The 18,532-nt window shown below is 67.8% G+C and carries 20 protein-coding genes and 3 pseudogenes; 18 read left to right on the forward strand and 5 right to left on the reverse strand.

Annotated features, from left to right (window positions below):
* Positions 1–9 precede the first annotated feature (9 nt).
* From QF027_RS49945 to QF027_RS48845, 4 genes are all read left to right on the forward strand, one after another.
* Positions 10–234 carry a hypothetical protein gene (locus QF027_RS49945; protein WP_373432484.1) on the forward strand — a complete coding sequence of 75 codons (225 nt, stop codon included), beginning with the start codon at positions 10–12 and terminating at the stop codon, positions 232–234.
* 88 nt (positions 235–322) lie between these two features.
* Positions 323–691 carry a hypothetical protein gene (locus QF027_RS48835; RefSeq protein ID WP_307082113.1) on the forward strand — a complete coding sequence of 123 codons (369 nt, stop codon included), beginning with the start codon at positions 323–325 and terminating at the stop codon, positions 689–691.
* Between the two features lie 38 nt (positions 692–729).
* Positions 730–987, forward strand: coding sequence for a hypothetical protein (locus QF027_RS48840; protein WP_307082115.1), 258 nt, complete (start codon positions 730–732; stop codon positions 985–987).
* A gap of 41 nt (positions 988–1,028) precedes the next feature.
* On the forward strand, positions 1,029–1,955 hold the full coding sequence (locus QF027_RS48845) for an ATP-grasp domain-containing protein (RefSeq protein ID WP_307082117.1): 927 nt from the start codon (positions 1,029–1,031) through the stop codon (positions 1,953–1,955).
* Positions 1,956–2,455: 500 nt separating this feature from the next.
* Here QF027_RS48845 and QF027_RS48850 read toward each other — a convergent pair whose 3' ends face one another.
* Both QF027_RS48850 and QF027_RS48855 read right to left on the reverse strand, forming a co-directional pair.
* Positions 2,456–3,187 carry a DUF7873 family protein gene (locus QF027_RS48850; protein ID WP_006376607.1) on the reverse strand — a complete coding sequence of 244 codons (732 nt, stop codon included), beginning with the start codon at positions 3,185–3,187 and terminating at the stop codon, positions 2,456–2,458.
* A gap of 515 nt (positions 3,188–3,702) precedes the next feature.
* Positions 3,703–4,419 (reverse strand): class I SAM-dependent methyltransferase, encoded by a 717-nt coding sequence (locus tag QF027_RS48855; protein ID WP_307082119.1) that lies wholly within the window; start codon positions 4,417–4,419, stop codon positions 3,703–3,705.
* Positions 4,420–4,709: 290 nt separating this feature from the next.
* Between QF027_RS48855 and QF027_RS48860 the strand changes: the two genes are divergently transcribed.
* The 5 genes and pseudogenes from QF027_RS48860 to QF027_RS49955 all read left to right on the forward strand — a co-directional run.
* The gene (locus tag QF027_RS48860; protein WP_307082121.1) at positions 4,710–5,120 is read left to right on the forward strand and encodes a cupin domain-containing protein; all 411 of its coding nucleotides are present in this window, start codon (positions 4,710–4,712) and stop codon (positions 5,118–5,120) included.
* Between the two features lie 45 nt (positions 5,121–5,165).
* Positions 5,166–6,029 carry an NADP-dependent oxidoreductase gene (locus QF027_RS48865; RefSeq protein ID WP_307082123.1) on the forward strand — a complete coding sequence of 288 codons (864 nt, stop codon included), beginning with the start codon at positions 5,166–5,168 and terminating at the stop codon, positions 6,027–6,029.
* 193 nt (positions 6,030–6,222) lie between these two features.
* Positions 6,223–6,627 carry a transposase domain-containing protein gene (locus tag QF027_RS49950; RefSeq protein WP_373431992.1) on the forward strand — a complete coding sequence of 135 codons (405 nt, stop codon included), beginning with the start codon at positions 6,223–6,225 and terminating at the stop codon, positions 6,625–6,627.
* Entirely contained in the window at positions 6,578–6,874 is a 297-nt protein-coding gene (locus tag QF027_RS48870) for a hypothetical protein (RefSeq protein WP_307082124.1), read from the forward strand. The genes QF027_RS49950 and QF027_RS48870 overlap by 50 nt, the downstream gene beginning before the upstream one ends.
* Positions 6,871–7,764 (forward strand): annotated as a pseudogene (locus tag QF027_RS49955) (ABC transporter permease); the annotation flags it as partial. The gene QF027_RS48870 and the pseudogene QF027_RS49955, both read left to right, overlap by 4 nt.
* 66 nt (positions 7,765–7,830) lie before the next feature.
* On the opposite strand, the gene QF027_RS48880 reads toward QF027_RS49955, so the two are convergent.
* Positions 7,831–8,292: a MarR family winged helix-turn-helix transcriptional regulator gene (locus tag QF027_RS48880; RefSeq protein WP_306986401.1), complete on the reverse strand. Its 462-nt coding sequence runs from the start codon at positions 8,290–8,292 to the stop codon at positions 7,831–7,833.
* A gap of 61 nt (positions 8,293–8,353) precedes the next feature.
* Between QF027_RS48880 and QF027_RS48885 the strand changes: the two genes are divergently transcribed.
* The 3 genes and pseudogenes from QF027_RS48885 (at position 8,354) to QF027_RS48895 (ending at position 11,104) form a co-directional block, all read left to right on the forward strand.
* Positions 8,354–9,265: an LLM class flavin-dependent oxidoreductase gene (locus tag QF027_RS48885; protein WP_307082126.1), complete on the forward strand. Its 912-nt coding sequence runs from the start codon at positions 8,354–8,356 to the stop codon at positions 9,263–9,265.
* Positions 9,266–9,615: 350 nt separating this feature from the next.
* Positions 9,616–10,248 (forward strand): annotated as a pseudogene (locus tag QF027_RS48890) (transposase family protein); the annotation flags it as partial.
* A gap of 187 nt (positions 10,249–10,435) precedes the next feature.
* Positions 10,436–11,104 carry an HAD family hydrolase gene (locus QF027_RS48895; RefSeq protein WP_306972348.1) on the forward strand — a complete coding sequence of 223 codons (669 nt, stop codon included), beginning with the start codon at positions 10,436–10,438 and terminating at the stop codon, positions 11,102–11,104.
* A 317-nt stretch (positions 11,105–11,421) separates the two neighbouring features.
* Here QF027_RS48895 and QF027_RS48900 read toward each other — a convergent pair.
* A pseudogene (locus QF027_RS48900) lies at positions 11,422–11,748 on the reverse strand (GNAT family N-acetyltransferase); the annotation flags it as partial.
* A gap of 68 nt (positions 11,749–11,816) precedes the next feature.
* On the opposite strand from QF027_RS48900, the gene QF027_RS48905 reads away from it, so the two are divergent.
* Together QF027_RS48905 and QF027_RS48910 are read left to right on the forward strand one after the other, a co-directional pair.
* Complete coding sequence (locus tag QF027_RS48905; protein WP_307082128.1) at positions 11,817–12,677, forward strand: hypothetical protein; 861 nt, start codon at positions 11,817–11,819, stop codon at positions 12,675–12,677.
* Between the two features lie 151 nt (positions 12,678–12,828).
* Positions 12,829–13,473: a class I SAM-dependent DNA methyltransferase gene (locus QF027_RS48910; RefSeq protein WP_306972346.1), complete on the forward strand. Its 645-nt coding sequence runs from the start codon at positions 12,829–12,831 to the stop codon at positions 13,471–13,473.
* Positions 13,474–14,602: 1,129 nt separating this feature from the next.
* On the opposite strand, the gene QF027_RS48915 is transcribed toward QF027_RS48910, so the two are convergent.
* On the reverse strand, positions 14,603–15,355 hold the full coding sequence (locus QF027_RS48915) for a hypothetical protein (protein ID WP_307082130.1): 753 nt from the start codon (positions 15,353–15,355) through the stop codon (positions 14,603–14,605).
* 460 nt (positions 15,356–15,815) lie between these two features.
* Between QF027_RS48915 and QF027_RS48920 the strand changes: the two genes are divergently transcribed.
* From QF027_RS48920 to QF027_RS48935, 4 genes are all read left to right on the forward strand, one after another.
* The gene (locus QF027_RS48920) at positions 15,816–16,295 is read left to right on the forward strand and encodes an RICIN domain-containing protein (protein WP_306972343.1); all 480 of its coding nucleotides are present in this window, start codon (positions 15,816–15,818) and stop codon (positions 16,293–16,295) included.
* A 208-nt stretch (positions 16,296–16,503) separates the two neighbouring features.
* On the forward strand, positions 16,504–16,890 hold the full coding sequence (locus QF027_RS48925; protein ID WP_307082132.1) for a hypothetical protein: 387 nt from the start codon (positions 16,504–16,506) through the stop codon (positions 16,888–16,890).
* A 4-nt stretch (positions 16,891–16,894) separates the two neighbouring features.
* Complete coding sequence (locus tag QF027_RS48930; protein ID WP_307082134.1) at positions 16,895–17,311, forward strand: hypothetical protein; 417 nt, start codon at positions 16,895–16,897, stop codon at positions 17,309–17,311.
* Between the two features lie 178 nt (positions 17,312–17,489).
* On the forward strand, positions 17,490–18,410 hold the full coding sequence (locus tag QF027_RS48935) for a hypothetical protein (protein WP_307082136.1): 921 nt from the start codon (positions 17,490–17,492) through the stop codon (positions 18,408–18,410).
* Positions 18,411–18,532 lie beyond the last annotated feature (122 nt).

An 18,532-nucleotide genomic window follows, 5' to 3' on the forward strand; every position in this document is an offset into this window, starting at 1 on the left:
GGGATCCCAGTGATCGCCGACCGGGTTGTTCAGGCCGCGCTGAAGCTGGTGCTGGAACCGATCTTCGAGGCCGACTTCAAGCCGGTCTCCTACGGGTTCCGGCCCAAGCGGCGGCCCAAGGACGCGATTGCCGAGAGCCGTTTCTATGAATCGTCGCAGTTCAGAGCCGATAGCCGAGCTCCTGCGGCCGGCAAACTGGACGAGCGCACGAGACCGCCGACCCCGTCCACCTGATGCGCGTCTTCGGGGTCGCACCCGACAGCGCGATGAAGTACGTCAGGACCGCCCACCCGCACCGCTTCATCAAGGACCCCACCCAGGCGTGACGAGCTGGCTGGTTCGCGGCCCCGCTTGTCTGCCGTGCGGCATCGATCGTGCGGCCGGGGAAGTCGCAGAGTTCGTCACGGACGTGGGCGAACTCCGTGGCCAGCCGGGGCGGCATCCGCACTCCGGCCTTGAAGTCCTCGTACTGATCGAGGAAGTGCTCCAGCCGGGCCACCTGTTGTTCGTTCTCGACCTCCATGCGGAAGCCGGAGGCCGAGCTGCCCAATGGTGGAGTCGGGTATGGGAACTGTCCGAATGGGCCGGGGACTCCTCGTCCGGTTCCTCGAAGACCTCGGCCGCCGAGAGCACCTCAACCGAGATCACGACGGGCCCAACGAGCACGGATGGCCCATCGGTGGTTTCGTAGAAGTAAGCGAAGTCGACTACCGATCCGAGGTGGGCACGATGCCTGACTTCAAGCTAGGCGATCCGCTGGATGAGTACACGGAGGACGTCATCAAGATGCCGCCCCCGGTCGTTTTCCGTGCACAGCCCGATAGCTATGTGCTCCTGAAGACCCCTGAGCAGCTGCGGGCTTGGGAGCAAGCGGTTCGGCAGACCACAGGGCTTGAGATCGTTGCCGAGAATCTCGCAGGTGTGGCCTCCGAAACCGGGTGCTCGTATGGCGAGGCGAGCCACAGCGACGACTGCGGCCTGGCGTGATACTGGCTGTCTCGGTCCGCGACGACCTCCACGCCCTCGCTGTGCAGCATGCGGTACGCAGCCGGGGAAAGCGCGATTTCCACATTGTGGAGAGCGACACCATCGCCGGCAGGCCGTCGCTGTCCTGGTACTCGCACAGCGACGAAGGTGCCAATGGAAAACAGACCGCGACCCTCCTGACCTCCGAGGGCGTCGCTGTCGCGCCTGAGGAGGCTGCTGTCTTGTGGTGGCGGCGCCCCAGGGCCGATCAGGAGATCGCCGCGCACGCGGGCAACACCCATGAGCGCAGCCTCGTGAACAACGACTGTCGCGGTGCTCTCGGCGGTATCCTTGCCGCCGCTTTTGACGGCCAGTGGATCTCGCCACCCGAGGCGACCGATCGGGCTGCCGACAAGGTGTACCAACTCGCGGTGGCGCGGGAGGTCGGCTTCCGAGTACCACGCACCCTGATCTCGCAGTCTCGAGCGGACGTCATAGCCTTTACACGGCAGGTCGGGCGAACCATCGTCAAACCGGTTGTCGGTGCCCGCGGACCGTCCCTCTGGACACGTTGGGTCGACGACCCCGAATCGATCCCGGCGCCGTCGTTCGAGGTGTGTCCCGCCACTTACCAGGAGTACATCGAAGGCTGTCGGCACGTCAGGCTCAACTGCTTCGGCGAGCGAATGTATGCTGCGCTCATCGAGACGGAAGAACTCGACTGGCGGCCTGACCTCCAAGTACCCATATCACCCTGGCCCGTTCCCGAGGACGTCCACCGTCAGGTGGCCACTGTCCTGCGCCGACTGGGGCTACGTATGGGCGTCGTCGATCTAAAGCTCACGCCGGACGGGCAGCCGGTATGGCTCGAGGTGAACCCACAGGGCCAGTTCCTGTTCCTGGAGCCACTCACGGACGAGCCACTGACCGAGCACTTCGCTGACTTCCTGCTCTCCGCCGCTGGCACATTGCGCAGCGCAGAGAATTGAGTCCGATGAAGGGCCCGGCCATCGACTACAGGGGAAGGCCAGCGAGAGCTAATTTTGCTGCAGCCCGGTGAACGTTCCCGGTCACAGCACAAGCCGCGGGCCGGAACGTGACGGAGCCCGGGAGCATGTCCAGCTCCCGGGCTCCAGCTTGCCGCCCATTTGCGCACACCGGCGGCGTTTAAGAACCGCGGGTCATGTTGAGATCGACGTGTTCTGCCTTTGAACTACAGCGCCACGAGAGAGGCGCCGAGGGGACTTGAACCCCCATCCGTCGATGTTCGCCCACGCTCGGTCGATCCGGTGTTCGGCGGCGAATACTGAGACTGGAGCGAGAATCTGAGTTTCACGGGGCCGCCTCTGCCAGGCTTGGGCCACCCCCGCACGTGGTGCGGGGAGAGGGATTCGAACCCCCAACTGACACCCCTTCATCAGCTTCAACATCAGTTTCAGCTTGCGCTCATCGCGCACCCTCCGCTCGCGACGGAGGGCGTGTGTGGAGGCTACCGGAACAGGTAGCCGAATACCGCGTCGCCTACCCGCTGGTCGGTGACCTCGGTGTTGTTCGCCTCCTCGCGGGCGAACTTGACGGACTGCTGGAGCTTCTCAACGCGGTCGAGGAGCTCATTGACCCGCCGGGCGGGCAGCGCGCCGGAGAACTTCACCGTGGTCCAGTAACCGACCGGGACGTCCTCGTAGTACACCTCGACCTGCGCCGGGTGCTTCTCCGTGGCCTCGGCCTTCACGTGGTTGCGCGGAACCTTCTTCGTGCGGATGGTCCGCACCGGGTCCGTCTTCCACGAGTCCGTCGAGGGGTCCAGGTTCCAAGACTCGGAGGCGTCGAGCACGGGCAACTTGCGCACGAAGGTGTGCAGGTCGGTGAGTTGCTTCTCCAGGAACAACAGGTAGGGGACGGGCACCTGGGGCAACAGCACCGTACCGTCGACCACCACGTCCGCGACCGCGGACCGGTTCGCCCAGTCCTTCGTCGCGGTCACGTCGAAGAGCCGCGTCAGCGTCCCGGCGGTCGCCCGCAGAGCATCCTCGGCCTTGATCTGCACCCGCGTGGACTCGGGCGGCAGCTGCTCGCCCTCCTCGTCCTTGGGCTGGTAGGTGCGGGAGATGCCGGCCAGCAGGGCGGGCTTCTGCACGTCCTGGTGAGCCTGGGTGAGCTCCTGGAGGGCCTTGGACTTGACGCCCTTTTCGACTGCGATGATCTGATTCAGCTTCGGCACACGGTGAACCTAACAACCCCGCGTCCCGCGCACATCCGATTAAACGCCTGCCCCGTCTTTTCCGCCTGAGAGGGCGGGGCGGCGAGTGTGAGCCCGGACGGGGGCGCGAAGGTCACCAACCGTAAGGAGGCCGCCCGGCCGGCGGCCCGTGCGATGCATCGCGAGGCGGAGGGCCACGGCTCCTACCCCACACTCATCGCCATCGCGTCAGTATCTGCCACCGGCTCTCTCACAATGGGGTCCTTGCCGAACTGCCACCCGTGCGTGTGATGGGCTGCGCCACCACGGGCACGCTCGTGCCGATGTAATTCGACTGGTGGTCAGGATTCTGTGCGAGAGGACGCCGTCAGCATGGACGGACGTCCGACCCAGGACGCCCTGCCCTGCGGTTGCCACTGGGACTGGGTCTCCTCCACCAGTGCGGCTTGGAGCTTCTTCTGTGGCTTCTTCAGCTGCCCGGCGCGGTAGCGCTGCGCGGTGCGGGTCGAGACGCCTGCCTCGCGAGCCCACCCGAATCAGCAGAACGGTCGGAACTCCTTGAAGTCCGGCGTCGGGCGCGGATCGGGCAGCCGGTAGGCGCCAATCCGCGGTCGACCGCTGGCCGGGTCGGCGGTCCCGTCGGCCAGAGCGCCCGGTATCGAACGCCACCCCAGATTGGTCTCGAAGTACGCCACGGCAGCGCCGACCGATGGCCACGAGACATCGTCGAGCAGCACGACGCCGCCAGGTCGGACGATCTCGCCCAGGAAGTGGAGGTCGACGAACACGTTGTGGAAGTGGTGGCTGCCGTCGACGAACGCCGCGTCCGCGGCGAAACCCGCGTCGGCCAACCGGGCAAGGAACCGCTGCGATGGTTCGGTCACCAGCTCAGCGATGTCGTCCAGGCCGGCGCTGCGCAGCAGCTCCCACCCGACACCGTCGTACGCCGTGTACTGGAACGGGTCGATCACCACATGCCGCGGGTTCCGTGCACCGGTGCACAGCAGCGCCTCACTGATCGCCAGCGCCGAGCTGGCATAGGCGAGCCCGATCTCGACGACCGTGCCGACTCGCTCATCCACCAGGAGGTCACGTACCTGATCACAGTCGCGCTCCGGCAGCGTGACGGTGGCGAAGTCCGGAGCGCCATCGGGACTCCGCGGCGGCCCGTGCTCGGTGAGCTCGCGGCGTACGGAGGCCACTCGAGCCCGCCACTCGCCTGCGACTCCGTCCGGTTGCACGATCGAGTTCACCAAGCACACTCCTTTTGGCTGAGGGCACGGGACGTGGCCAACTGTGACACTCAGAGCGGCCAACTGAAGGGTTCTGACCGCTCTTCCGTCATGACTACGGCTGAAGACGCGGGCTCGGCGGCCGGTTGGTGCAGTTGCCAGCTGCCAGACGCAATGACTTCCAGGAGCTGCTGGTGGGATGCCGGGCTTGGCGAACAGTGCGGCGGCCCTGGGCCGGTTCGCCGCGTGGCCGTCACAGAGCGGGAGGCTGTCTTGTCTCCACTATGGACACTTCCTGATTGGAGAAATACATGAGCGCTGAGCAGGCACACCTGCCCCCAGGCGTCGAGGTGATCGCTACCCGGCCGGAGGCGACGGCCGGGATCCCGGCAGGCTCCGAGGCCAGGACCGTCCGGGTCACCCTGTCGCCCGGTGACCCCGGCGCGCCGCCGCACCGGCACCCCGGACCGATCTTCGGCTACGTGACCCAGGGCGAGATCCTCTTCGAGCTGGAGGGGCAGCCGCCCCGGGTGCTCAAGGCCGGTGACGCCGTGTTCGAGCCCGGGGGCGACGTGATCCACTATGTGGGCGCCAACAACCTTCCGGACGCGCAGTCGGAGCTGGTGGTGACCATGTTCGCGCCGCCGGGTACCCCGGTTCTGACCGTGGTGAGCGCAGAGGAACTGGCCGAACGACGACACCTACGGTTCGCCCAGCCTTGATGACCTCCGGTATCGGGGGCCGAGAAGGAAGTCGCCCTGCTGGAGGTGCCCGAACCGTCATCTCCCGGGCCCGGTCAGATCCTGGTCGCGGTTGAGGCGGCCGGGGTCGGCCCGTGGGACGGACTGCTCAACGGCGCTGGCTGGGACGTGGGGCTGCGCCCACCGGCGGCGCTGGGAGTGGAGGGCGCGGGCAAGGTGCTGGCCGTCGGCGCGGGTGTCACCCGGTTTGCCGTAGGTGACCGGGTGCTCGCGCACGAGGCCCCGCTGCCCGGGGGAAGCGGCTTCTGGGCCGAACGCGTTCTGATCAACGCGGATCACGCGGCAGCCTGCCCACCCGGGCTGGACGCCGTGCACGCCGCGGCGCTGCCGGTCAACGGACTCACCGCCTGGCAGGCCCTGGAGAAGCTGGACCTTAGCCAAGGCCAGCGGCTCCTGATCACCAACGGAGGTGGGGCCACCGGAGCCCTGGCCGTCCAGCTCGCCGCGGCCAAGGGGATCGAGGTGACCGCGACCGCGTCTGCTGCCGCTGCAGAGCGCCTGCTCGGTCTGGGAGCGAGGGAGGTCGTCGACTACCGCGATGCGAACTGGTCGGCTACGGTACGCGGCGGGTTCGACGCCGCCCTCATCGTCGCCACCGGCACGGCGGATGCTGCCCTGCCTTTGGTGCGGGACGGCAGCCGAGTGTGCTCCCTGACCTCGGACGCGCCTGCGGAGGAGCGAGGCATCACGAGTTGGGACCTCTACGTCGAGCCCAACGCCGCGCAGCTTGTCCAGTTGGCGGAGCAGGCCGCCGCGGGAACCTTGAAACTCGCCCCGGAATCCCTGCCGCTGAGCGAGGGACCGGCTGCGTTCGCCCGGGTGGTCACCGGACGGGCCGGCGGTAAGAAGATCGTGCTCACCCCGGCATGACCCGACCGGGCACCGCCCGAACCCGATGCTGGGCACGATGCGCGTCAGGCGCGAGTAGCTCCTCAGGATGCACAGCGCGGTGAACGCGCCTCGGCTAGCTTGATCTTTAACGTCAATGCCTTTGACCTTGGGCTGAGTTGGCAGTCCAACGAATACCAGGGGTGGTGTTCCGTGGCTGCTCGGCTGGTCGATCGTGTGGGGCTCGGGGACCTCACTCAGGTGTTCCCCGCCAGAGCAGGTGGATGCAGTGTTGGCGGAGACTCAAGTCCATGAGGTGCGGCAGCGGCTGCTGCCTCCGCGGCTGACGGGGTACTTCGTGCTGGCCAGGGCGTTGTTCTGCCCTGAGCCCTGTCACGAGGTATTACGTCTGCTCGCGGAGCCGGCCCGGCACGAGGACGGGTGGGGATCGTGGCGGGTGCCGGACAAGGCCGCAGTCTTCCGCGCCCGCCGGAAACTGGGCGTCGAGCCGTTCCGGAACTGCTGGTGCACGCTGGTGCGGTGGTGGCGGACGAGCGGACGCCGGGTGCGTTCTGGCGGGGCTTCGGGTGATGGCGATCGACGGCACCACGCTCGCGGTGGCCGACACCGCCGCGAGTGAGACGGCCTTGGGCCGGGTGCGGGCCAGGCCGGACAAGGGGCCGACCGGCTGTCCGCTGGTCCGTCTGGCGGTCCTGGTCGAGGCCGGCATTCACGTGATCGTGGACGCGGTCGTCGACTCCTACCGGGTCAAGGAACGAGTCCTGGTCGAGGGCCTGGCTCCTTCCCTCGGGCCGGGGATGCTGGTGCTGGGTGACCGCGGGCTCGTGTCTACCTGCTCGCCGTCACCATCGCAAGTACGAGCCTGACCCTCGGCCTTGCGACCAGTAACGCCGTCGACACCGGGTACGCGCAGACGCGCGCGGCCACCGCGGGGCCGGACATCATCGCCGTCACGACGTCCGCCGATCCGTCCGGCGTGGCCGCACGCCTCGCAGACACTCCCGGCGTGGCCGAACAGGCCAGCCTCGTCTTCGCGTTCGACACGTACATCAAGGCCCACGGCAAGAGTGCACACACCGCGGTCGAAGGGCGCGACCCCTCTCAAGATGCCGCAGTAGACCAGCCGCTGGTGACCTCCGGCACCTGGGTACGGCCCGGCGGCGCAGTGCTCGAACGCGGCTTCGCGAAAGCACTCGGCGTAGGCGTCGGTGACCACGTCACCGTCAGTGGACGTGACTACCCGGTCGTCGGAACCGCGATCAGCGCAGCCACCTCGGTGTATCCGTGGAGTGACAACGCGCAGGGGCCCGGGACGTCCGACTTCGGCGGCAGGATGTGGCTCACTTCCGCAGACACCCGTAGGGCGTCGAGCGACGACCCCGGAGTCCACCTGATCTATCTGAAGCTGAACGATCCCACCGCGGCGCAGCACTGGATGGCGACCGCGTTCGCCGGCTGGAGCGAGGCCGACGACTGGGTCAACACGCATGGCTGGCAGGACGTCCTCCAGACCGACAAGGCCATGATCAGGAACATCCAGCCCGCCCTGGGAGTCGGCGGCCGGCTGCTCGCTGTCGCCGCGATCGTCCCCCTCGCTTCACTCGCGACAGCACGCGCCGCCCGGGACAACCGGCGTGCCGCACTGCTCAAGGCCGTCGGCGCCGGACCTGCCACCGTCACCGCCGCCCTGCTCGCGCAGCACCTCCTGCTCACCCTCCTGGCCACCGCGATCGGCCTGACCTCCGGGACGCTTGCCGCGCCTTTCCTGGTCGACCCCAGCGCCGGGCTGCTCAACACCGGCGGCCGCCAGAATGAGGGCCTGTCAGGGTCTGTTCGGAGTTCTGATCAGCACCTGCAGCGCCTTTACCAGGCGCGCCGCGTCCTTCTCGCCGAGCGGGGCGAGAAACTCGCGTTCCGCCGCCTCGCGGGCGTTCTCCGCATCGGCCCGCGCCCGTCTGCCCCGCTCTGTCAACTCAACGACGTTGCGGCGGCGGTCCTCCTCACTGCGGCGCCGCTCCACCAACCCTTTGCCCTCCAGCGCGTCGACGAGCGCGACCATCGTCGTACGGTCCACGCCCAGCCGCCGCGCGGCCTCCAGTTGCGACAGCGGGCGGTCTGCCGCCAGCACCGCGAGCACCGCCAACTCCCGCGCGTCCAGCCCGAACGGGGCCAGTGCGGGCCCGGCGTGCTTGGCCAGCTGCAGCTGCGCGTGCTTGAGCAGGTAGCCCAGCCGCGTGCCCAGCAGTTCCTCGACCGCGGCCCCGTCGTCGTCATTCTCCGCCATCCCAAAATCCTAACCGGTGCCTGATAGTCAGCAGTTCTGACGATCACCTATCCTGATCGTCATGCCCATTGACGCACCTCACCGCGCGCTCCGCTTCGGCGTCAAGACGACGCCCATGCACCTGGCCTACGACGACATCCTCCGCGTCTGGGAGGACGCCGACGAACTGCCCGAACTCGACGACGCCTGGCTGTGGGACCACCTGATGCCGCTGGTCGCGCCGCCCGGTGGCGCCGTCCTGGAGGGCTGGACGCTGCTGGCAGCGCTGGCCGCTCGCACCACCCGACTCCGCCTTGGCCTGCTCGTCACCAGCAACATGCTGCGCACCCCCGCCCACCTCGGAAAGATCGCCACCACCGTGGACGTGATCTCCAAAGGGCGCCTGATCATGGGCCTGGGCGTCGGCGGAACCCGACAGCCCGACGGCCCCAACCCGGCCGTCGCCGAGTACGCCGCCTACGGCCTCCCGCTCCCGAGTCCCGGCGAGGGCCTGACCCGCTTCACCGAGACGATCACCATCCTGCGCCGCATGTGGACCGAGGAGGTCTTCGATCACGACGGCCTCTTCACCACTCTGCGTGGCACCCGCAACGGCCCCGGCCCGGTCCGGCCCGGCGGCCCGCCGCTGCTGCTCGGCGGCTGGGGCGACCGCACCCTGCGCATCATCGCCGAGCACGCCGACATCTGGAACGTCCCCGGCCCGCCCCACAACGGCACCGACTGGATCGCCGAGCGCGCCCGCGTCCTGGACGCGCACTGCACGGCGATCGGCCGCGACCCAGCCGAGATCACCCGCTCCGCGCAGATCATCGTCGACTACGCCAACCCGGCCACCACCCGCGCCCACGTCCGCGCACTCGCCGCTGCCGGCATCCGGCACGTCGTACTCGCGCTGCCCCGCCCCTATCCGGACAAGGCCGCCCGCTGGCTTGTCGACGAGATTGTCATCCCTGTCCGGGAGAACGACGCCTGACAGTTCCTCTGCTACTCGGCCGCGCATCGCCCCCTGTCCCGACAGGCTTCGGGGCGCAGGCGCGCGGGGTGCGCATGCGGCCCCAGGACGCGGCGAAGGGGTGGGGCAGCATGCGCAAAGGTGTGGTCAAGCACGGAGGTGCCAACTGTCGCGCATCACCGAAGTTCCAGAACTACGGCCGTGGCAACCATCAGCTCCGCAACCCGCGGCTCGGCCCTCCGTGAACGAATCCTCAACGAACGTACGGACGGCGCAAAGCAGTCTGCCCAGCCCAGGCAAGCGACACTGAGCCTCTTTCATCCTGTGCTGATGGGTGAAATGGGCTCGTCAGCTTGGTTCCGTATCCTGCCATGCTCGACGTGCCGCACGAGCTCGTCGAGCATGTTGCCCGGCTGCTGTACGAGCACCGCCGCACGCAACCCCCGCTGGCGCAGGCTCGGTTGCTTCCAACAGGCACTGCTCGCCCTGGTACACCTACGCAAGAACGAGACGTTCGCCCAGCTTGGCGCGGGTTTCGGTATATCCGAGAGCACTGCGTGGCGCTACGTCGACGAGGCGTTGGACGTCCTGTCATCCTGGGCACCCGGCCTTCAGGAGGCTCTCACCGGTCTCGGCGAAGGCGACCACGTCATCGTTGACGGCACCCTCATCCCCCCGACCGCGTCAAGGTGGACGAGCCGCATTACCCGATGAAACACCGTCGGCATGGGATGAACGTGAAGGTCATCGCCCGGCCCGACGGCACACTGCTCTGGTTCTCCCGCGCGACAGCCGGCCGCACCCACGACCTGACCTCCGCCCGCGCCCACGGCATCATCCAGGCCTGCCTCACCCGGCAGGTCCTCGTCCTGGCCGACCGTGCCCACCAGGGCGCCGGCGTCACCGTCCGCACCCCCTACTACCACCACAGCGAACAACCCGAGCACTACCAGCAGTTCAACCGCGACCACGCCCGACTCCGAGCACCCGGCGAACGCGCGTTCAGACGAAATGCCGATCACGGACGGCGGTACAACAGCCTTGGACTCCGCGGAGTTGTACGACATCCTCACGGCCCGGGTCGCGCTGCGGGCCGCGACGGAGCAGGCATGGAAGTGGGTGGTACTGGTGGGGCTGGATGCTGTGGTTCTCAGTGGCATGATCTTCAGGTTCTCCTGGCATGATCATGGCGTGACCAGTGAGCGTGTGCAGCCCGGCCTTAGGAAGTGTGTCCTCTTCGACGTCGACGGCACGTTGATCGACGCCGTGGACAACCAGCGCGGGGTCTGGGCAAGGTGGGCGGGGCGATACGGACTGGACGCGACTGAGGTCTATCGGGTGGCCCTGCGGACGCGGCCGATGGAGACCTTCGCCAAGGTGGCTCCGGACCAGGATCCAAGGGAGTGCCTGGCTGCGCTGCACGAACTGGAGGACGAGGACGTCCGGTCCGGCGTCTATACGGCCTTCGACGGCGCGTCGGAGCTGCTGGGCATCCTGCCGTCGGGGGCATGGGCGCTCGTGACCTCCAACTACGAGCACCGGGTACGCGGGCGATTTGCCCGGACGGGCCTGCCGGTCCCGCGCGTCATCGTGGACGCCGCCGCAGTGGAAGAAGGCAAACCCTCGCCCGTGCCCTACCTGTTGGCCGCCGAGCAGCTCGGTGTCCGGCCCGAGAACTGCCTGGTCGTTGAGGACGCCCCCTCCGGAGTCGAAGCAGGGCTGCGGGCCGGCATGACGGTGTGGGGCGTCAACACCGCGGCTGCGGTGACCGGCGTACACCGTCACTTCGCGAGCCTGCGCGAAGCGGTCCCCGACATCCTCGCCTTCGCCCGGCTGGAAGGCTCAGCCGGAATGGGATGATCACGGCGTGGCTCGTGTGATCACGGCGTCGGAGACGTCCTGGATAGCCCCGTTCACCGGGCTCAACCCACGCCAGTTCTATGTCCAGACGTTCACAAGATCATTGACATCGGTGCCAGCAGCTCGACGGGACGCCGGCTGCTCGCCCGCACGCCCGCGCAGGTCACTGCGCGGGTCCGCCAGCGCGTCGATCTGCCCGCAGCACGGATCGTCGACGACTGGACCAGGACCCATGAGGCCACCGACGTGATCGGCGCTGCCGATGTCGTGATCCACCGCGGCGGCGTTTTCAGTGACCCGGATCCGAGCTGTCGGGCTCAATCGGAAGACGCTCTTGGGGACCGCAGGCCGAGCCACTGATCGGCGTCCCAGGCCCGGAACCGCTCCACTTCAATGAACCCCAGCTTTGCCGCGAGGCGCATCGAGCCGGCGTTGGCGGTCTGGGTGGCGAGCACCACCGGCTCGCCGGGAAGGACGCCTTCGAGCCAGTCGAGTGCCGCCGCGCACGCCTCGGCGGCATACCCGTATCCCCACGCCCGCGGCAGAAACAGGTAACCGAGGTCGACCTTCCCCGCGGAAGCCGGACGACGATGCTCCGTTGCCCTCCTGAGCAGAATCTGGCCGATCATCGCCCCGTTGAGATCAGAGCCCGCCCGCCCGTGGCGCGTGCCCAGTGCGGTGCGGCGGGACCGATGGCGCGCACCGATGTGCGGTGGAGCTCGGCGCCCTGTCCGCCGCTCGCTGGTCCGCCCTGCTGTCCGGCGAACGGGCTGCCGCGCTGCCCACCGCCTTCGCCCTGGAGGCCCTCGCCAACGGTGTGTCCTACCTGGCCGGGCCGGCCCTGGTGAGCGTCCTCGGTGCGGCGGGCCACCCGGGCTCCGGGGTGCTGCTCGCCGCTGCGCTCGTCGTCGGCGGCGGGCTTGTCCTCGCCGCCCAGCGCCGCACCATGCCGTCCCTCACCGGCCGCGCCGAACGCCGGAATGCCGGACGCGCCCTGCTCCGCTCCGCATTCCTGCGACAGGTCGCGCTCGGCCTCGCGCTCGGGGTGTTCTTCGGCGCGATGCAGGTGTCCGTCGCCGCGTACGCCGTCGGACGCGGCACACCGGATGCGGCAGCGCTGCTCTATTCCGCCTCCAACTGCACCAATCTGTTGGGTGGCTGGGCCTACGGAGCATGGCGCCACGGCGGCTCACCCCAGCGCCACCAGGCCGCAGCCGCCGCCTGCCTCGCCGTCGCGAGCCTCCCGCTGACCTTCCTCGACGCGCCCCTCGCGGTTGGCGCCACCCTCGCTCTGACCGGACTCGGTGTCCCGGTCCTCCTGATCCTCACCTCCGTCCTCACTGAGTCGTCGGTCCCGCGCGCCGTCCTCACCCAGGCGTTCACCTGGGGCAACTCCGCAAGCGCGGCAGGAATAGCGGGCGCCGCGGCGGTCGCGGGGCGGGTGGTGGACGCGGGCGGTGCGCACGGCGGTTTCGGCGTGGCGGCGGGGGCTGTGGTGGTGATGACGATTCTGGCGCTCGGCGGTCTACGGGACTCATCACCGGACGTGACCGAAGTGGTCAATCTTCGCTGAGACAAACCAGCAGTTCGTCAAGCTTCGCTGAGACGAAGGCCTGTCCCGTCTCGCAGGATCTGGTCTCCGTCTCAAGTGGCCTGGTCCGATTCGTCGTTGATCTCAGTTGATCCGGTTCGTCATCCTGATCGCTGCACTACGCTGTCGAGCCATGAACGCGGACCGCTGGTTGGCAGACACCCGGACCTCCTACGACACGGTCGCGGTCAGCTATGCCGACCAACTCCGCGGGGCTCTGGCCGGGGCGCCGTATCTTCGGGCGGCTCTGGCACTGTTCGCCGACTTGGTGCACGCCGCCGGCGGTGGACCGGTGGCGGACGTGGGCTGCGGACCTGGACACGTCACCGCTCACCTGCACGAGCTGGGTGTGGACGCTTTCGGCATCGACCTTTCATCCGTGATGATCGACGTGGCTCGGCGTGACCACCCCCGCCTGCGGTTCGAGGTGGGCTCGATGACCGACCTCGACCTCGCCGATGCTTCAGTCGTCGGCCTGCTCGCATTTTGGTCGTTGATTCACGTCCCCGACGAAGCAGTCCCCACGGTCTTCGGCCACTTCCGGCGCGTGGTGCGTCCCGGAGGACCACTGCTGCTCGGCTTCCACGTCGGCGACGAGTCGAGGCTGAAGACGCAGGGCTACGGCGGCCACCCGATGAACGTCCAGGTTCACCGCCGCCGGCCTGACCAAGTGGCGGCCTGGCTACGCGATGCCGGGTTCACCGTCGAGGCCCACATGCTGATCGACTCCGACGAGAGCGTTCCAGGTGCGGTCCTCTTCGCACGCCGTCAGTCCTAGCCACGCCAGCGGTCCGGTTGCGGCCGACGCCACAGTGAAGTGGGACCACATCGACTGAGACAGTCTCCGGCATCCGCTCGCCCGAGACCACATCACTTGAGATTCCTGGCTTCCTCCCGTCTCAACTGAACTGGTCGCCGCAGGTCGGCGACCCGACTCGGAACCAGATCGTTTGAGACCGGACAAGGCCGATCAGTGCAGCTTGCCTGAGATCGGTCCAATGTGCTCTGTCATCCAATCGAGGCGTTTGACAGCGAACCCAGTGGTTTCGGCTTCCTTGCCGGCGAACCTAGTCGTACGGGGCGAGGTACTTGCGACGCCGAGTGGCCGTACCGGCTGGGGTGGACCTTGCGGAGGCGTCGTCGAGCTGTCGTACGTGGACGTTGTACGTGAGCACCGACGGCGTCCGCTACTCGACTGCGTGACCGCCAGTTTCGACGACGTGGCACCGGTACGGTCGTTTCGCTGGTCGCGTGGGGAACCTCATTTCCCGGACGGCCGACGGAGACGATGCGGAGGTCCTGGCGGAGGGCGTCGATGCGTCTCGTGGCCGTGCGCCAAGTGATGCGGCAGCCGAACGTGCTTGTTGCCACCGGGTAGCGGTTGAGTTTCTCCCGGAGGAGGGCGCGTCGGATGGGCGACGTGGAGGCGGGGTCGGCGAGGCGGTCGGCTGTCCTTTGGCGCCGGGATCGCTGCAATCGGCAGCCTCGCTCGTATGCGGCAGTTGGCCACAGGGGCGTACCCCTCCAGGACGCGGTAGAGGGGTGTCTGCAGGGCGTTCAGGGCGAGTCCGAACAGGACGGCGGCCACGAACATCAGGAGTGCGGTGGGGCCGTAGGATGCCGTCCACCGAGGATCGAGCACGGTGGGGCGGTGCAGACTCGGGGCAATGGCGAGGGTATACGCGGCAAGGTTGAGAGCTGTGGCCAGGATCCACCCCACCAGCAGGGCCCAACCGCCTCCCAGCAGGCCTTTGGCGATGTCTCCCACGGTTACTGCTCCGGCGTTTCCCCGTTGCCAGTCGTCGACATCTGGCTCGAGCGGGGGTCCGGGAGGCGTGTGCAGCAGACGCGCCTTGTTCTTGACCTCGTGCAGGTTCCGGGACCGCTGCGACAGGTGGCCGTCGGCCTCACTCAGACGATCTCAGCGAAAAGACACCGTCCGTCGTCGTCGGGCAGTTTGCTTGCGTGCCCGCGCACATCGGCGGCGACCGCGTGGGCGGCCCGGCGAGCAGCAGCCCGACCTGCTCGTAATCGTCGGGCCGCAAAGCTGCCGGATCGGACCACGCAAGCACCACTCTGGCCACGCGTTCGTGCGTTACGCGATCGAGCGGCAGCTCCGCGTCGGTGCGGCCCTCGGGGTCGTCCAGCACGGTGTGACGATCGCTCATGACACGGAGGTTTTCGCAGGGGCGGGGGAGGTGAGCTCCCGCAGGTGGGCGGCGAACCGGTCGGCCACGACGAGCGCCAGCGTCTTGTCGCCGCGCGGGTGGCTGACCCAGTCGGCCGCGATCGTGCCGTCCTGCGGCGTGCTCGGGGTGAGCAGTTGGTGTCCGTCGGAGAGCACTCGGACCGGGGATGTTCTCGAAGGTGTTGCTGGAGTCGGCTGGCACCGCGACGTACAGCCGGTCGCTGAGATGGTCGGCGAGGACCTGGCAGCCGCGGCGGGTGCCCGCGCGCATCGCGGTGAGCACGTCCAGCCCGGCCGCCATCGGTTCGACGGCCACCGCCTCCCACTCCCGGCCGCACACCGCCCAGCCGGTGCGGCTGCGGCTCAGCAGCCACAGCCGGCGCTTGGCGTCGGTGACCGCGGCCAGCTCGTGCCAGGTCGGGGTGGCGGGCTTCTTGGCCTTGGCCGTATCTCCGGCGGAAGCGTTCGCCATCAGGGTCTCCCTGATCAGTCGTCACGTCACTGTCCACGCAAGCAGCAGTGCGCATCGCGGTGCGACGGCGGACTGATGAAAGAACGATGTAAGTCGGCCCGGGACGGGTGAAGTACGTGAGATCGTGGTGAGCGATCACACTCCGCAGTATGAGACAGGCGGTTCGTCGGAACGGCTGTCAGTTTCTCGCTCTTGCCGTACTCGCCTGCCGCGCGGCGTTGACCCTGTCCGTTCGAATCCGGCGGTGCACTGCCGCCCCGTTGCGCCGCGTGCGGGACATGTGAGTGACGCTCGGTTAGGTAGTTCGAGTAGCGCCGTCTACCCGTTCGAGATCTACCAGACAGGTCCTGACCTCGGAAAACGGCTGGTTAATCTTGCTGTGGATTACCCGCCTGCTCTTTACGCTGAGTTGTGGGGGCGCCCGCTCCTGTGAAGAACTCTCGAAGCTGAGGAGCATGGCTTGAGCGACCTCGTACTGCTCGCGGGCGGATCGGTGACGATGACTCACCACGTCACCGGAACGTACTTCATGTGCAACGACTGGCACGACGGTGTCGGCAACCACACCCAGACCTGGGCACAGGACCCCTTCGCCAAGGACAAAACCTCTCACCGGTGGTTTTTGCGGCAGAACGCCGACGGCACCGTGCGTATCGAGTCGTACGCCAACCACCGCTGTCTCACCGCGGGGGCCAACCCGCCCGACGTCGTGACTCTTCGAGAACGCACGGACAGCCTCAACCAGCACTGGCGGTTGGTCTCCCATGCGGAGCGGGGCAATGACTTCTACCTGGTCTCGGTGGTGCACCCGCGCTACGCCCTGGCCATCGCAGACCACCTCCAGGGCAACGACCGGCTGGTGGGCCTGACCCGCATGTGGGGCGGACCCAACCTCTCCCAGCTGTGGCGGATCTACCCCTCGTCCGAGGATCAGGGCTGAGTCCGCACGTGCATGATCGCCGCCATAGCGGGAGTTCTGCCTGAACCGCGCCGGCCCCCACCAGCGGGTGGCCGCCAGGCGTCACCCGGGACGGTGATGCAACTGCGGTCACCCGCAGTCGGAGCTGCGTTCACCGGAGAACACGAGGGAGTCTTCTCATGAGCGTGACCGCCACCGATACTCCCGTCGGCCCCCGGAGCCCCGCAGGTTGAAGCATCCCTTCCACATCACCAAGGAAGAAGAACGGGCCATGCCCCGGAATGCACCGGGACGCGGCCGGTGGGACGAGTTCGCCTATCACCCCAAGGACGGGCGGCTGATCTCAGTGGAGGGCGACAACGGCGACCTGCTGCTCGTCGATCCGAGCCGGCAGCCTATGAAGACCGCCCTCAAGGAGGGGGTCTTCCCGCCCGCGGAAGCCAGCGCCACGGCAGGCTCGCGCAAGTCGTACTCGGCCACCTTCTTCGACCAGGGACGGCAACTTCTACGCGGTCGACTCCGCAGGCAACGTCAATCACCTCGACCTGACCAAGGCTACGATCCCCGACCACTCGCAGCGCATCGGACGGGGAAGGGCTTCCGTCGGCGCCGTTGAGATCATGAACGGCGCGAGGCGCATCACCCCCCTGCCGGTCCCGCCCAGCTACGACGAGATCGCCGTGTCCAAGAAGTTCAACCGGACAGGAGAGAACAGCGAGCCCCGGGGCAGGGTGTACAGCTTCGAGCTCACGCTCCCCGCCGTCAGCAAGGACAGCGGCAGCAAGGCCGAGGACGTCAAGAGGTTCCGGATCTCCTTCGACCTGCCCACGGTGAAGGGCGCGAAAGCCGAAGCATCCGGCGTGGCTGTCATCGCCCAGGACGGCAAGGCATACCTGGAATCCGAGAACGACCAGTTCCTCGCCGCGGGCTCGTCCCGGCCGATCACCGTACAGATCACCGTCCCGGGCGACCCGGCTCACCTGCCCCAGGAGTATCCCCTCGACGGGCTCAAGGCCACGCGTCTGCCCGGCCGCTGATCAAGTCCGCGCCGGACAACCACTTCGGTCACGGACCGATACCAGGCATCACCTCCCGCACACCTGCAACCAACGCGCACCCATGCCGATGCGTTGGCCCCGGAAAGTCGCTCATCCACCCCAGCCGACGTGGGACGCCCTGCGCCGCGTCGGCTGGGAGACACGAAGGAGTCATCTCGTGAGCTTGACCGCCGCTCAGACGCCCGCCGACCACCCGGAGTACGGCAAGGCGAAGTATCCCTTCCACATCACCAAGGAAGAGGAACGGCAGTTGCGCCTCAAGGGCGCCGAGGCCGTACCGTCGCTCGTGATCGGGCAGGCCACCTCCTTCGACGAGTACGCCCGCCAGCTGATGATTCCGCCGACCGTCATGGACCTTGCACGCAAAGCCGAGGACCTGCGCCTGTCCGCGTGGGAGGTCGAAGCGATGCGCAAACACCTCGCCCCCGCCGCGCAACCCGGTGACAAGGTGGGGCTGCTGCGCCAGATCCTGGTGGAGAAGTACAAGGAGGACCACACCCATCCGCCATACATCCGTGTCGCCTGCTCCGGCCGGGGCGATTACGACGACCTGGCCACCGAACACGGCCACCTCCACCCGGGCGACCACCACCCGAAGGGCGATATCGGCTCACCCGTCGTCCTGGAGATCTGGCCGCCACAGCACTATTCGCCCATCCACTCCCACGGCCACACCACCGGCATCGTTTTCTGCCTCGCCGGCCAGCTCGACGTCATGGTCTACGAACACCTCGACTGGAACGCCCGCAAGCTCGGCCTGCTCACCCTCACCCCCGGCCAGTGCGCGTGGCTGTCCAGGGAGAATTACGCCGTGCACCGGGTGTACTGCCCGATGGACGGCGGCGGCGGCACCACCGGCCCCGGCTACATGAATTCCACCGCCGAATTCGGCGCCAGCTTCCACGTCTACCTCAACCCCGAGGAGACCGCCGTCCAGGACGACGACGGCGACAGCTACAGCCGTGACTCCTTCAACTACATCGATGAAGAGTCCAAGAACCGCGGCCCCTTCGCTACCGAGTCCGACCTCTCCTGGAACATTCTTCGCCGAGTCCTGGCTAACACTCCGCTGACCTGAGCCCAGGCCGGATACCGCAGTCCGACGAAGTGTTGAGCTCGGCGTCTGTGCGCGGAACTGGAGGCCTGGCCGGAGGGGGCGGGCATCGGTAAACGCGGGCTCCGAAGTGACGGAGGCGCAGT

Origin of the sequence: Streptomyces canus, assembly GCF_030816965.1 — a bacterium.
Lineage (GTDB): Bacteria > Actinomycetota > Actinomycetes > Streptomycetales > Streptomycetaceae > Streptomyces > Streptomyces canus_E.

Coding starts and splice junctions, on each gene's coding strand:
- QF027_RS48840 (WP_307082115.1), top strand. CDS start 730: ATGCCTGACTTCAAGCTAGGCGATCCGCTGGATGAGTACACGGAGGAC.
- QF027_RS48860 (WP_307082121.1), top strand. CDS start 4,710: ATGAGCGCTGAGCAGGCACACCTGCCCCCAGGCGTCGAGGTGATCGCT.
- QF027_RS48870 (WP_307082124.1), top strand. CDS start 6,578: ATGGCGATCGACGGCACCACGCTCGCGGTGGCCGACACCGCCGCGAGT.
- QF027_RS48880 (WP_306986401.1), bottom strand. CDS start 8,292: ATGGCGGAGAATGACGACGACGGGGCCGCGGTCGAGGAACTGCTGGGC.
- QF027_RS48885 (WP_307082126.1), top strand. CDS start 8,354: ATGCCCATTGACGCACCTCACCGCGCGCTCCGCTTCGGCGTCAAGACG.
- QF027_RS48910 (WP_306972346.1), top strand. CDS start 12,829: ATGAACGCGGACCGCTGGTTGGCAGACACCCGGACCTCCTACGACACG.
- QF027_RS48915 (WP_307082130.1), bottom strand. CDS start 15,355: ATGGCGAACGCTTCCGCCGGAGATACGGCCAAGGCCAAGAAGCCCGCC.
- QF027_RS48930 (WP_307082134.1), top strand. CDS start 16,895: ATGAACGGCGCGAGGCGCATCACCCCCCTGCCGGTCCCGCCCAGCTAC.